Below are 13,463 nucleotides of genomic sequence, written 5' to 3'. Positions count from 1 at the left end.
TGCCGACTTCTTCGGCGACCATGGCCGTGCCCCATGGTCCCGAGAGCGTGAGCACTGCGCGGCGTCGACTGCGAAAGGACCTCGCCGCGCAGCATCTGCCCGACGTCGTCATCGACGACGCGGTGCTCATACTCTCCGAACTCCTGAGCAATGCCTGCAGGCACGCCAGGCCGCTGGAGCCGGCACCGGCCTCAGCCCACGACGGGATCCACCCGGGGTCCGCCGCCGAGCCGTCGGCGCGAGCGCACGCCCAGGCAGCCTGGCTGGGACAGGGACCCGCGCAGGGGGACTGCGGCCGGGTCGTCGTCGGCTGGGAGCTGCACAGCGACGGACTGCTCACCGTCGAGGTGACCGACGGCGGCGGGCCGACCCGGCCGCGCCGGGGCAGCCCCTCGTTGACCGCGCGGGGCGGTCGCGGTCTGGGCATCGTCGGACAGCTGGCGAGCGACTGGGGGGTCAGGGACGCCCCGGGCGAGGTGACCGTGTGGGCGGTGCTCCCGGTGCGGGCCCGTCACGCCCGGCGCGACGGCGTCGCCACCGGGTGAGAGTGACACCACGTCAGCGGGGCGGCGCCGCGGCGGACACCCTCCGGGGCGCTGCGGCGTGACCGGCGGGGACCCGCGGCACCACTAGGCTCGGTGCGGAACAAGCAGCCGCCGCACCGGGAGAGACCGCACCATGGCCAAGAAGCCGCCGAAGAAGGCGCCCGTACGCGCCGGGTCGAACAACGCAGCCACCGCAGCCGCGGGGGAGGTCCCGGTCGTCGGCGCGCGCGAGGCGTGCCCCTGCGGTTCGGGCCGCCGCTACAAGGCCTGCCACGGCCGCGAGGCCTCGCACGCCGTCCAGGAACTGGTGCAGCGTCCGTTCGAGGGGCTGCCCGGCGAGGGCGACTGGGTGGCGCTGCGTGAGCTCGTCCCGGCCGCGACGGTGCCGCTGACGCTGACCGCGGCGGCGCTGCAGGGCGCCAACGGCGAGGTCCCCTCGGTGACCCTGGCGACGGTGCTGCCGATGGCCTGGCCCGCGATGCGCCGTCAGGACGGCAGCGTGCTGCTGGGCCTGCAGACCCACGGCTCCTCCGGCGACATCAGCCGTGACCTGGGCGACGCCCTGCTCCAGGCGCTGTCCGCCGAACCGGGCACCCCGGTGCCGCCGCGCCGCCCGGCCGCGGACGCGCCGCGACTGCAGCAGCTGGTCGACACCGCGGCGCCGTTCGAGCCGTCCCTGCACAGCGGCTTCGAGTTCTGGCTGGACGACGCGGAGGCGGCCACCGGCGAGGTCGCCGCCTCGCTGGAGAGCGCCAACGCCACCATCATCCCGACCGTGCGGCTGGCCTCGGTGGACACCGCCTACTGGTGCTCCGTGCCGGACAAGAACCACCTGCGGTGGGTGATGCCGTACGCCGAGGACGAGTTGCTGGACGCGCTGGCGCGGCTGGCCGCGACCGAGGACGCGGGGCTGGGCGAGGGGACCAAGCTGGTCGGCTCGTTCCGGGCGCACGGGCTCACCGTGCCGGTGTGGGACCTGCCCGCGGAGATGACGGCGGAGGACTGCGAGAAGCCGGCTGCCGCTTTCGCCGAGCGACTCGCCGGCGCACTCGCCGAAAGCGCGCCGCTCACCGGTCAGGAGCGCCGCGCACGCGCCGGTCTGGTGAACCGTCAGGTCACCCTCGGCTGACCGGAGCGCCTTACGGATTGCATCCGTTCAGGCACGTTCGGCGACACCGATTGTCCGACGCGGTCCATTTTTCAGTGACATGCATCACAATTCCCCAGGTGGAGGCAGAAACACCGCTTCTGGCTCCGCCCGGGGAATTTGCTTGGGCGCCAAAACTTGTTACGGTTTAAACAGCTCGGTCGCTGGTGCATCCCCCGTCGCCAGCGGCCGGGCCTTATCTTTGCCCGCCCGTTCCGAGGCGGCCGCGCTCAACGCCGAACGCTCAGTACGCCAGCCGTGCCCCGTCGGGGACCGCAGCACTGGCGGCGACCAGAGCCCCCATCAGATCACTCACCGAGGGTAGCCACGGCACCCCGTCGACACCCGGTCCCGGCACCGGTTCACGGGCCCAACGCAGCACCCCGGCCCCGGTCCTGGACGGCGGCAGCACCACGTACCCCCCGCTGCCGTGGTAGCGCAGGCTGGTCGGCACCCACTCCTGGGCGATCAGCAGTTCCGCCAACTCCTGCATGGTGTAGGGCGCGACGAGCATGACGTACCTGGTGGGCGTCGCGATCACCGGGCCCGTCCTGATCCGCAGCGCGTCGAAGTACTCCAGCACCCGGGCCCCGGCCGAGGCCGGCAGGCTGACCGCGGAGACCGGGCCGCCGGTGGCCAGCACCAGCGGCGCGTCCGGATGCTGCCGCCACCACCAGCGCACCATCCTGGAGTCGGTGGTCGCAGCGAGTAGCGGCGGATCGTAGGGATGGGCCCCGGGGGTGGGGCAGTCAGGACGCGGGCAGGCACAGCGCTCCCGACCCGCGACGGCGCCCGGCAGTACCGGCCAGCCCCAGTCCTGCGCGTAGATCGTGGCCGCGGACAGGAGCAGTGACCGCTCCCTGCGCCGACCGGCGGAAAGCGCCCGTGCGAGCCCCCGTGCAAGCAGGTACCGAGGGCGGATCGTGTTGAGAACCCCGCGCATGAGCACTCGTTCCTTTCCGTGACCAGTCAAGGATCGGTACGTGATCTCGCGCAACGAGAAGCGCACCACGCCCGACGCGCTCTGCGGAACCTGGCGGGGGGGTGGCGCAGGGTGGCGATTTTTCCGCCGTCCCCGTCAGGCTTGTACCCCGGAACCCGGATGTTGCCTCAGCATTCCCGCTACGGCTTGCAGGATGTTTTCGGGCTGCTTCCCCGGGCGGCCCCGCCGAAGGGCCTCGCGAACACGTCCACTCACGAGATTGACGCATCGTCCGGAATGACGCGGTCGATCCGGCGGCGGTTCCACCGTTCGGGTCATCGGAGGCCGTTCCAGCAGCGGTTGGCGCATTGGCATGTCCAGAAGGGGCCGCGCCGGACCCCTCGTGCTCGTACGATCCGGACATGGACGCGCAACCGACGCCGGACAGCCCGCACGGCGGCGAGCTCAATGACGAGCTCGAAGGCGGGAGAACTCCCTCGGAACGCTCGGTCGCGGTGGTGATGGCGGCACATGACGAGGCATCACGTATCGCCCTGACGGTGATCGCGGCCCGGCGGCTGCCGGGGGTGGACCTGGTCGTGGTGGTCGACACCGGGTCGACCGACTCCACGGCGCGGGTCGCCGAGGAGTCCGGGGCGCGGGTGATCCGGCTGGGGGCACGGGTCGGCCGGACCGAGGCACTGCTGCGCGGCGTGGCGGAGGTGACCGCCCTGGAGGCGATGGCGGGCGTCGGCACGGACCCGGGCGCGGCCGGGGCTGATCGGGGGGTGGCCAGAGCTGATCAGGGGGTGTCCGGGGCTGATCGGGGGATGGCCGGATCGGGACGGTCAGCGCCGCGCCATCTGCTGTTCCTGGAGCCCGACGTCCAGACGGACGCCGCCGAGGCGGTCCGGCTGCTGGAGCCGGTGCAGGCCGGCCTGGCGGACGCGGTGCTGGCGCGGGAAGGCCGGGCCGCGCTGGAGACCGGAGCGGCCGCGCGCCGGGCCCGCCGGGGCGTCGAGCGGGCCACCGGTCTGTCCGCCGGCCGTCCCGTCGCGGCCGAACTGTGTCTCACCAGGAAGGCCTTCGCCGCCGCCGAGCCGCTGTCCGGCGGAGCCGGGGCGATGGCCGGTCTGATCATCGACTTGATGCGGCACGGATTCCGGGTGACCGAGGTACCGGTCGACTGGTCCCACCGGCCCCGCCGCGGGGGAGTACGGGCCGGGTTGCGGGAGTTCGGGCAGTGGCGCGAGGTCGGCCGGACCCTTTCCACGCGCCGATGACGAACAGCGATGTTTTTCGGCCAGATATTCGGGCAAAGACACCAATCACCTGGCACCTCACAGTCCTGGACATCACCCGATCGGTGTGTGTAGAAGTAAGTCACTAATTGCCTCACGGCATGACACGGGGGTGCAAAATTAGTTATTTCGGACAAATCACTTCACGCTCTGTCATCCCCCTCGGTGCGTCCCCCTTGCAGCCCGCACCCGCAGCGAAGGGCGCACACCATGGCTGACTCCCCCTCACCCCGAACCGGCCGCACCCTCGACGACTGCACGCTCGACGGGCAGGCACCCGCCGTCCCGGCACCGAAGACCCCGGTCGACACCGCACCACCGGCTGCTGACCCGATCGACCGCGGCCCGGCCGCAGGCACCGAGCAGTCCGAGCTCACCACCCTCTACGAACTGACCGAGCGGCTGACCGCCGCCTCCGGCCTGGAGGAGACACTGCGCGGAGCGCTGCAGGCCGGCGCCGCCATCCTCGGCGCCCAGCGCGGCATGCTGCTGCTCGCCGACGCCCCGGCGCACGGTGCCGACGGCGTCGACGCCCCCGAGGGCCTCGCCGCCTTCGGCACCATCGACTCCCCCGGCACCACCATCGGCTACGGCCTGGACCGCCCGGCGCTCGGCGCGCTGGAGACCGTGCCCCGCGACAGCGGCCCCTACGCCGGCCTGCTCGGCGGCGCCGCCCAGGCGATGACGCTGGGTCTGCTCGGCCCCGGGCCCACCGCGGCCCGCGGCGGCACCGGGGTGGTCGGCGACCGCTTCCAGCAGGTGGCCGGGCAGCTGGGCATCGACGCCTCCTTCGCCCTCCCGCTGGTCGCCCCCGGCGAGGGCGGCGACCCGTTCGGCGCCGCCATCTGGTTCTTCTCGGCCGCCCCCGGCGCACCCGACACGGCGGCCAGCACAGCAGTGTCCGGCACCACCGCGACCGGCACAGCGGTGTCCGGCGCCGTGAGGACCGCCCCCACCGAGAGCCAGCAGCGCCTGGCCGCGCTCTACTGCGCCGCCGCCTCCCGTCTGATCGCCAAGGAGATCGAGCGCGACCGGCTCCGGCGCACCACCGAGGCGCTGCGCCGCGGCCTGCTGCCGGACCGGCTCCCCCGGGTCCCCGGCATCCAGCTGGCCGCCCGCTGCCTGCCCGCCGGGCTCGACCTGTCCGCCGGCAGCGACTGGTACGACGCGCTGGCCCTGCCGGACGGCAGCCTCGCGCTGAGCGTCGGCAGCGTCAACGGCGGCGGCCCCGACTGCGCCGCCGCGATGGGCCGGATCCGCGCCGCGCTGCGCGCCTACGCGGTGCTGGAGGGCGAGGACCCGGTCTCCGTCCTCGGCGACCTGGAGCTGCTGCTCAAGACCACCGAACCGGCCCGCACCGCGACCGCGCTCTACGCCTACCTCGACCCGCGCACCCGCCAGCTGTCCATCGCCGGCGCCGGGCAGTGCCCGCCGCTGCTGGTCACCTCCTTCGGCGCCAGTTTCGTGGAGACCTCGCTGTCCGCGCCGCTGGGCATGCTGAGCTGCTGGGAGGCCCCGGGCGTGGAGCTCCGGGCGGACCGCGGCGACCTGCTGCTGCTCTACACCGAGGGCCTGGCCCGCCGCTGCGGCAACTCGCTGCACGCCGGGCAGGCCAAACTGCGCTCCGCCGCGGCGGCCGCCCCGCGCGAGGCCCGGCACGATCCGGACCGCTTCTGCGCACACCTGCTCAGCACCTGCCTGGACGGCGCCGACGGCCCGGCCGGGGCGGACGACATCGTGCTGCTGGCGGCGGGCTTCGAGTAGGGGCTGCGCGCAGGGGCCCGGAGCAGGGGCCCGGAGCAGGAGCTCGGAGCAGCAGCTCCGGGTAAGGGACGTACGGGTACTCCGACCCTTTCGCCCCCCTGTTCGCAGGACCTAGGATCGTACCGACCGCCCCCTTGTCGCGGGTGGTCCCGTACGAGCAGGAGGCGACGCAGGTGAACGAGGCGACCGAGCCGACCACGGCCGAGGCAGCAGAGACCGTCGACGAGGAGCAGGACCAGCCGATCAAGGGCCGCAAGAACGGCCTCTACCCGGCCCTCTCGGACGAGCTCGCCGAGGTCATGAAGTCCGGCTGGGCCGACACCGAGCTGCGCGACCTCGCCCCCGTCGAGCAGTCCGCGTACGCGGCCAAGCGCCGAGCCGCGCTGTCCGCCCGCTTCCCCGGCGAGCGGCTGGTGATCCCGGCCGGGAGCCTGAAGACCCGCGCCAACGACACCGAGTACCCGTTCCGGGCCGCCACCGAGTACGTCCACCTCACCGGCGACCAGACCCAGGACGCTGTGCTGGTGCTGGAGCCCCGCGCCGAGGGCGGCCACGACGCCACCGCCTACCTGCTGCCGCGCTCCAACCGCGAGAACGGCGAGTTCTGGCTGGACGGCCAGGGCGAGCTGTGGGTCGGCCGCCGGCACAGCCTGGCCGAGGCCGAGGCCCTGCTCGGCCTGCCCACCCGCGACGTCCGCAAGGTGGTCGCGGAGCTGACGCTGGCCGCCGAGGAGAAGCCGGCGACCACCCGGATCGTGCGCTCCTACGACGCCGCGCTGGAGGCGGCGCTCGCCGAGCACACCACCAAGCACGGCGACGAGGAGCTGCGGGTCTTCCTCAGCGAGCTGCGTCTGGTCAAGGACGAGTGGGAGGTCGCCCAGCTGCAGGCCGCCTGCGACGCCACCGCCAAGGGCTTCACCGACGTGGTCCGCGAGCTGGCCCAGGCCGTCGCCAGCTCCGAGCGCTGGATCGAGGGCACCTTCTACCGCCGCGCCCGGGTCGAGGGCAACGACATCGGCTACGGCTCCATCTGCGCGGCCGGCGCCCACGCCACCACGCTGCACTGGGTCCGCAACGACGGCGAGGTCCGCCCCGGCGAACTGCTGCTGCTGGACGCCGGCGTGGAGACGCACACCCTCTACACCGCCGACGTCACCCGCACCCTGCCGATCGACGGCCGCTTCGACGAGCTGCAGCGCAAGATCTACGACGCGGTCCACGACGCCCAGGAGGCCGGCATCGCCGCGGTGAAGCCCGGCGCCCGCTACCGCGACTTCCACGAGGCCAGCCAGCGGGTGCTGGCCGAGCGCCTGGTCGAGTGGGGTCTGGTCGAGGGCCCGGTGGACCGCGTCCTGGAGCTCGCCCTGCAGCGCCGCTGGACCCTGCACGGCACCGGCCACATGCTCGGCCTGGACGTCCACGACTGCGCCCAGGCGCGCACCGAGGCCTACGTGGACTGCGTGCTGGAGCCGGGCATGGTGCTCACCGTCGAGCCCGGCCTCTACTTCCAGGCCGACGACCTGACGGTGCCCGAGGAGTACCGCGGCATCGGCGTGCGGATCGAGGACGACATCCTGGTCACCACCGACGGCAACCGCAACCTCTCGGCGTCGCTCCCGCGGTCGTCGACCGAGGTCGAGGCCTGGATGGCGGGACTCAAGGGCTGATCCGCCGCCATGCTGACCATCGCCTCGCGTCCGCCGTCCGAGAGCGCGCACACGGTTGCCGTGCTCGCGTTCGACGGCATGGCGCCGTTCGAACTCGGCGTCGTGGTCGAGGTGTTCGGACTGCATCGGCCCGAGCTCGGTGAACTCCCCTGGTACGAGCTGAAGGTCTGCGCCGAGCAGCCGGGGCGGGACCTGCGGGCCGTCGGCGGGTTCAGCCTGAAGGCCGAGCACGGCCTGGACGTGCTGGCCGCCGCGGACACCGTGATCGTGCCCGGCGTCCCCGACGCCGGGGGCGCGGTGTCGCCGGCGCTGGTCGCGGCGGTGCGGGCGGCGCATGCGCGCGGCGCCCGGCTGGTGTCGATCTGCTCGGGCGCCTTCGCCCTGGCCGCGGCCGGGCTGCTGGACGGCCGGCGGGCCACTACGCACTGGCGCTACGCCGCGCTGCTCGCGGAGCGGTACCCGGGGGTGGAGGTCGATCCCGACGTCCTCTATGTCGACAACGGCAGCGTGCTGACCAGTGCCGGCAGCGCGGCCGGCATCGACCTCTGCCTCTACCTGGTCCGCAGCGACCACGGCGCGCGGGTGGCCAACGCGGTCGCCCGCCGCTTCGTGGTGCCGCCGCACCGGGAGGGCGGGCAGGCCCAGTTCATCGAGGCGGCGGTGCGGCCGGTGGCCGAGGAGGACGACGGGGTGGCCCGCAGCATGGCCTGGGCGCTCGGCCGGCTGGCGCAGCCGCTGACCGTGCCGGCGCTGGCACGGGTCGCACGGATGTCGGAGCGGTCGTACCTGCGGCACTTCACCCGTCGCAACGGGACCAGCCCGATCCGGTGGGTGGTCGCACAGCGGGTGGCGGCCAGCCTCCCGCTGCTGGAAGCCGGGGACGGCACCGTCGAGGAGGTCGCCGCGGCGGTCGGCTTCGACAGCCCGGCCACCTACCGCCACCACTTCACCCGCGCCATGCGAACCACCCCCACCGGGTACCGGCGTTCCTTCGGAACGGCGGCGTAGCCGTCTTTTCAGGGGCGCGGGGAACTGCGCTGCCGACCGTGCACCCTCGTAGCGGGTTGGTCGCGCAGTTCCCCGCGCCCCTGGGGGGTTGCAACTGGCCCGGTTGCATGTGTTTTTAGGGGCGCGGGGCTCTGCTTGCTTCAAAGGCGTGCGCGAACAGCAACCATCGCCGACGTAAAGGCCGCTACCGACCCTCGCCCCGGTCCGCGTTGGCGAGGACGGCGTCGTGGAACCACACAGCCGCGCCCTCGGCCAACCCCTCGTAGGTGGCCTGGAACCGCTCGTCGGCGACGAACATCTCGGCCAGCCCCCGCTGCATGGTGTAGCTGCAGTCGTAGAAGTTGCGGCAGATGTGCTGCCGGTGCTCCTCGGCGATGTCCATCGCCACCTCGCTGTCGGCGGCCGCGCCGCCCCGCACCGCCGCCGAGATGCGCCGCATGATCTCGTCGCCCTCGGCCTTGATCCGGATCCAGTCGTCCTTGCTGAGCTTCGCCGTCCGCTGCTGGGACTGCTTCCACGCGTCGGACCCGCCCCAGCGTTCCTGCGCCTCGTCCTCATACTCCTGGTAGCCCTCGCCGAAGATCTCGAACTTCTCCTCGGGGGTCAGCTTGATTCCCATGGTGCGTGCCTCCAGTGCTTCCGCGACGGCCGCCGCCATCCGCTGGAGCCGCTCGATCCGCCCGGTGAGCAGCGCATGCTGACGCCGCAAGTGCTCGGAGGGCGCGACCTCGCGGTCGTCCAGGATGGTGGCGATCTCTTCGAGGGAGAACCCGAGCTCGCGGTAGAACAGGATCTGCTGCAACCGGTCCAGGTCGGCGTCGTCGTAGCGGCGGTAGCCGGACGCCGTGCGACCGCTCGGCGTCAGCAGCTCGATCTCGTCGTAGTGGTGCAGGGTGCGCACCGTGGTCCTGGCGAAGCCGGCGACCTGGCCCACCGAGTAGCTCATGGCTCTCTCCCTTCCGCGGACCAGCCTGGATCCTCACGTCGCGTGAGGGTCAAGCGGACCGGGACCGGACCGGGAGGAGTCCCGCTCAGGAGGCGTGCAGCAGCGGCCGGTCGCGGTACTTCAGCACCTTGTCGAAGGAGACCACGGCGCCGCTGCCGGGGTGGTTCCGGAACTGCACATGGTCCATCAGCGCCCGGATCAGGAACAGGCCGCGGCCGTTCTCCGCGCACAGGTCCGGCAGTTCATGGCCGGCGTCGGCGAATGCCGCCGCGGTCTCGCCGGGGCCGAGGTCCAGGCCGGCGGCGGGACGGCCCGCCCGCACCGGGACCGGAACCGGACGGGTACGGGCCGGTGCGGCCCGGCGGCGGCCGTGCCGGCTGCGGGCCGTCACGCAGGGACGGATCCGGGTCGACGCCGGGGTCTCGGCCGCGGTCCCGGGGGCGGGCGAGGCGCAGTCGGGGTCGGCCGAGAAGCCAGGACCGGTGTCGGTGATCTCGACCCGCAGGCAGCCGTCCTCGATGGTCGCGGTGACCTGGAACCCGCTGTCCTCGCCGGTGTCCGTCAGATGCGCCGCGTGCTCCACCGCGTTGGCACAGGCTTCGGTGAGGGCGACGCCGACCTCGTGCGAGATGTCGGGGTCGACACCGGCCGAGGCCATGGTCCCCAACAGGATGCGTCGGGCGAGCGGAACGCTCGCCGGCTCACGCCGAAGGTGCAGAGACCACCAGATGTCCACGGCAGGCTCCTCCTGGCTGCGGCTCCACATACCACTACCTATAACCGACCGTCAGGGGAATCAATCGTCACGGCGGGAACTTGTCACCCCCTTAGCGGACGTACCGAAGCGGAGCGCGTAGTGGGAGGCATCGCCGGGGCGTATCCACGGGCGCGTACGCGGGCGCACGCTCCACCCGTCGGAGCGGTCTTCGCGGCACCCAGCCGCAGCCGGCCCCGGGCACGGTGAGAGACTGACCGACGTCATGTCTGTGTCCCCAGCCGCCCCGGCCGCCACGCCGGACCGCGCCGCCGCACTGGACCTCCGCATGCTGAGGGCGCTGCCCTTCGCGGTGGTCTGCGTCGTCGTGTCCGCGCTCGGGCACTGCCTCGGCGGTGGCGGACGGATCCCGACGGCCGCGCTGCTGCTCGGCGGCCTCGCCGTGTGGGCGATCGCGACGGCGCTGGCCGGACGGGAACGACGGCTGCCGTCCATCGTCGGGGCCCTGGCGGCGGGCCAGCTGGGCCTGCACCTGCTGTTCCACCAGGCGGCCATGGGCAGCATGGCGGGCATGCAGGGCATGAGCGGCATGGATGGCATGTCCGGCATGAGTGGCATGACAGGTATGGCAGGCATGGACGGCGTCGGGAGCTCGTCCGGCAGCGGCAGCGCCCTCGCCGCGCTCGCCGCCAAGCTGCTCTGCGGCCCGGCCGGTTCGGCCACGGCCGCGCTGCCGCGCGGCACCACCGCCGCACAGATCGTCCAGCGGGCCGGCATCGACCCGCACCTGGTGGTCAGCGGCACCACCCCGCAGCTGTCCTCGTTCTGGACCCACAGCGGGCTGCTGGGACTCACCCCGCTGATGCTGCTGGGCCACCTCCTCGCCGCGCTCACCGCAGGCTGGTGGCTCCGCCGCGGTGAGGCGGCGCTCTGGCGGCTGCTCCGGCTCACCGGCCAGGTCGCCGAGACCCTCGCGCAGACCTGGACCGCGCCGCTGCGCACCCTGCTCGCCCTCGCCGCCGCGCTGCTGCGCGGCCGGCTCGGCGGCTCCGAGGACGGCGCCGCGGCCGTCCGCCGGCGGCACGGCCGGGAGCGACGGCAACGGCCGCGCGGCGCACTGCTGCGCCACCAGGTGGTCAGGCGCGGGCCCCCGCTGGGCACCCTTCCGGCCTGACCCGCCCCGACGCCGCATCTCTCCGGCAGTACGGGCAGGGCAGGTCGGCCATGCCTCCCTGCCCCCGTACCTCCACCACTGGAGAGTTGCCACCATGCGTTCCACCATCCTGTCGGCGTCACGCCGTTCCGAACCACGCCGGTCCGAGTCGCGCCCCGAACCGCGCCGTCCCAAGCTGCTGCGCAGCCGTGCGGCGGCCGTCACCGGTCTCGCCGCAACGGCCCTGCTGCTGCTCGCCGGGCCCGCCTCGGCGCACGTCACCGTCAACCCCGGCACCGCCGTCCAGGGCAGCTACACCGAGGTGAACGTCCGCGTCCCCAACGAGGAGACGAGCACCAACACCACCAAGGTGGAGCTGTACCTGCCGGTCGACCACCCGATCGCCTCGGTGGCCACCGAGGCGATCCCCGGTTGGACCGTCACCGTGCAGAAGACCAAGCTGACCAAGCCGATCACCACCGACGACGGCCAGGTCACCGAGGCGGTCTCGGAGATCACCTGGAGCGGCGGCACGATCAAGCCCGGTCAGTTCCAGGACTTCGCGCTGTCGCTGGGCCCGCTGCCCACCGACACCGACTCGCTCACCTTCAAGGCACTGCAGACCTACAGCGACGGCTCGGTCGTCCGCTGGATCCAGCCGACCGTCGCCGGCCAGGCCGAGCCGGCCAACCCGGCCCCGGTGCTGCGGCTGACCGCTGCGGCCGCCTCCGGCAGCAGTGACAGCGCCGGCGCCTCCGCCTCGGCGCAGCCGAGCGTCACCACCACGACGGCCGCCACCAAGGTCGGCAGCGACACCACGGCCCGGGTGCTCGCCGGCGTCGGCGTGGTGATCGGCCTGCTCGGCGTCGGCTTCGGCTTCCTCGGCTGGCGCCGCGGCGGCTCTCCGCGCGGCACCGGCGGCGAGTGATCTGATCCCGCGCGGGGGCGGGCCTTCGGGCCTCCCCACCGGCCGGGGCCGGAAGGCCCGCCCCCGCGCACCGGCACCCCCCTTGAACCCAGAAGGTCTCCGGACCAGCCGAACGACCAGCCTCGCCGTAGGAATGGACCGCGTCATGAATGAACCGAAGCCGCCGCACCTCCGCCGCCGCTCCCTGCTCACCGGTGCCGTCGCCGCCTCCGCCGGCCTGCTGCTCGCCGCCTGCGGCAGTTCCTCGGGATCGTCCTCCGGCGACAGCACCGGCACCGTCAACCAGCTGAGCGGCCAGAGCAGCTCCGGCTACCAGGGCGTCAGCCTCGGCCGCACCTTCGACAAGCCCGCCGCGACCTTCACCGACACCAGCGGCAAGCCCTTCGACATCGCCAAGCAGACCGCCGGCAAGGCGGTGCTGCTCTACTTCGGCTACACCCACTGCCCCGACGTCTGCCCGACCACCATCGGCGACATCGCGGTGGCGATCTCCAAGCTGCCCAAGGCCCAGCAGAAGTCGGTCGAGGTGGTGTTCGTGACCACCGACCCGGCCCGGGACACCCCGGCCACCCTGCGCAGCTGGCTCAACTCCTTCAACAGCGGCTTCATCGGGCTGACCGGCGACATCAACACCATCATCGCGGCCGCCAAGTCGGTCGGCGTCGCGGTCGAGGCCCCGACCAAGGGCCAGGAACCGGTGCACGGCGCCCAGGTCCTGGCGTACTCGCCGACCGACGGCAAGGCGCACCTCCTCTACACCAGCGGCACCACCTCGGCGACCTACCTGCACGACCTGCCGCTGCTGATCAAAGGGGTGACGGCATGATGCGCAGGGCGGCCCTGGCCGGCGCAGCCGTTGCCGCGGCGCTCGCGCTCGGCTTCGGACTGGCGGGCTGCGGCGGCTCCGGGGGGTCCAGCGGGTCCGGGGGTTCCGGCGGCGGCACGTCCACGGCCGGCTCCGCCGCGCGGATCAGCGTGAGCAACGCCTACATACCGCTCTCCGCCACCCCGGACATGGCCGTCGCCTACTTCGACATCAGCAACACCGGTGGCAGCGCCGACCGGCTGACCGCCGTGAGCAGCCCGTCCGTCCAGAGCGCGGCGCTGAACCGGTCCACCGAGACGTCCATGGAGCAGATCGACGGCGTGGACGTGCCCGCGCACGGCGGCGCGCAGCTCGCCCGGGGCGGCACCCATGTGATGCTGATGGGCATCGAACCCGCACCCAGGGTGGGCCAGCAGATCGAGCTGCGGCTGTCGTTCCAGCACTCGGGAACGGTCACGGTCGAGGCCACCGTGCAGCCGCTGACCTACGAGCCCCCGACCGGTTCCCCGACCCCGACGACCAAGTGACGGCCATGCGGACC

At 73.1% G+C, this 13,463-nt stretch carries 13 protein-coding genes; 10 read left to right on the top strand and 3 right to left on the bottom strand.

Annotated features, from left to right (window positions below; translation table 11 throughout):
* Positions 1 to 47 precede the first annotated feature (47 nt).
* Both IF29_RS0112800 and IF29_RS0112795 read left to right on the top strand, forming a co-directional pair.
* Positions 48 to 545 (top strand): ATP-binding protein, encoded by a 498-nt coding sequence (locus IF29_RS0112800; protein ID WP_232242125.1) that lies wholly within the window; start codon positions 48 to 50, stop codon positions 543 to 545.
* A gap of 133 nt (positions 546 to 678) precedes the next feature.
* Positions 679 to 1,674: a DUF5926 family protein gene (locus IF29_RS0112795; RefSeq protein ID WP_030253549.1), complete on the top strand. Its 996-nt coding sequence runs from the start codon at positions 679 to 681 to the stop codon at positions 1,672 to 1,674.
* 262 nt (positions 1,675 to 1,936) lie between these two features.
* On the opposite strand, the gene IF29_RS0112790 is transcribed toward IF29_RS0112795, so the two are convergent.
* Positions 1,937 to 2,635 (bottom strand): bifunctional DNA primase/polymerase, encoded by a 699-nt coding sequence (locus IF29_RS0112790; protein ID WP_084714041.1) that lies wholly within the window; start codon positions 2,633 to 2,635, stop codon positions 1,937 to 1,939.
* 401 nt (positions 2,636 to 3,036) lie between these two features.
* Here IF29_RS0112790 and IF29_RS0112785 point away from each other — a divergent pair, with 401 nt between their 5' ends.
* The 4 genes from IF29_RS0112785 to IF29_RS0112770 all read left to right on the top strand — a co-directional run bounded on the left by IF29_RS0112785 (position 3,037) and on the right by IF29_RS0112770 (position 8,354).
* On the top strand, positions 3,037 to 3,897 hold the full coding sequence (locus tag IF29_RS0112785) for a glycosyltransferase family 2 protein (protein ID WP_084714038.1): 861 nt from the start codon (positions 3,037 to 3,039) through the stop codon (positions 3,895 to 3,897).
* Positions 3,898 to 4,125: 228 nt separating this feature from the next.
* A complete protein-coding gene (locus IF29_RS0112780) occupies positions 4,126 to 5,679 on the top strand; it encodes a PP2C family protein-serine/threonine phosphatase (protein ID WP_030253544.1) in 1,554 nt (517 codons plus the stop codon).
* Positions 5,680 to 5,852: 173 nt separating this feature from the next.
* Entirely contained in the window at positions 5,853 to 7,346 is a 1,494-nt protein-coding gene (locus tag IF29_RS0112775) for an aminopeptidase P family protein (RefSeq protein WP_030253542.1), read from the top strand.
* Between the two features lie 9 nt (positions 7,347 to 7,355).
* Positions 7,356 to 8,354: a helix-turn-helix domain-containing protein gene (locus IF29_RS0112770; protein ID WP_030253540.1), complete on the top strand. Its 999-nt coding sequence runs from the start codon at positions 7,356 to 7,358 to the stop codon at positions 8,352 to 8,354.
* Between the two features lie 184 nt (positions 8,355 to 8,538).
* Here the strand turns inward: IF29_RS0112770 and IF29_RS0112765 are convergent, their stop codons facing one another.
* Both IF29_RS0112765 and IF29_RS0112760 read right to left on the bottom strand, forming a co-directional pair.
* Positions 8,539 to 9,300, bottom strand: a complete 762-nt coding sequence (locus IF29_RS0112765) for a MerR family transcriptional regulator (protein ID WP_030253538.1) — start codon at positions 9,298 to 9,300, stop codon at positions 8,539 to 8,541.
* An 85-nt stretch (positions 9,301 to 9,385) separates the two neighbouring features.
* The gene (locus tag IF29_RS0112760) at positions 9,386 to 10,036 is read right to left on the bottom strand and encodes an ATP-binding protein (protein WP_030253536.1); all 651 of its coding nucleotides are present in this window, start codon (positions 10,034 to 10,036) and stop codon (positions 9,386 to 9,388) included.
* Between the two features lie 244 nt (positions 10,037 to 10,280).
* Between IF29_RS0112760 and IF29_RS0112755 the strand changes: the two genes are divergently transcribed.
* The 4 genes from IF29_RS0112755 (at position 10,281) to IF29_RS0112740 (ending at position 13,449) form a co-directional block, all read left to right on the top strand.
* Positions 10,281 to 11,189, top strand: coding sequence for a hypothetical protein (locus IF29_RS0112755; RefSeq protein ID WP_030253534.1), 909 nt, complete (start codon positions 10,281 to 10,283; stop codon positions 11,187 to 11,189).
* Between the two features lie 94 nt (positions 11,190 to 11,283).
* The gene (locus IF29_RS0112750) at positions 11,284 to 12,096 is read left to right on the top strand and encodes a YcnI family copper-binding membrane protein (protein WP_198037429.1); all 813 of its coding nucleotides are present in this window, start codon (positions 11,284 to 11,286) and stop codon (positions 12,094 to 12,096) included.
* A 145-nt stretch (positions 12,097 to 12,241) separates the two neighbouring features.
* Positions 12,242 to 12,922, top strand: a complete 681-nt coding sequence (locus IF29_RS0112745; RefSeq protein WP_051725233.1) for an SCO family protein — start codon at positions 12,242 to 12,244, stop codon at positions 12,920 to 12,922.
* Complete coding sequence (locus tag IF29_RS0112740; RefSeq protein ID WP_157623709.1) at positions 12,919 to 13,449, top strand: copper chaperone PCu(A)C; 531 nt, start codon at positions 12,919 to 12,921, stop codon at positions 13,447 to 13,449. Before IF29_RS0112745 ends, IF29_RS0112740 begins: the two co-directional genes overlap by 4 nt.
* Positions 13,450 to 13,463 lie beyond the last annotated feature (14 nt).

It is taken from the genome of Streptacidiphilus jeojiense, from assembly GCF_000719095.1.
GTDB classification, from domain to species: Bacteria; Actinomycetota; Actinomycetes; order Streptomycetales; family Streptomycetaceae; genus Streptacidiphilus; species Streptacidiphilus jeojiensis.
Note: the sequence above shows the minus strand (reverse complement) of the source record. Positions and strands in the feature narration are given on the sequence as shown.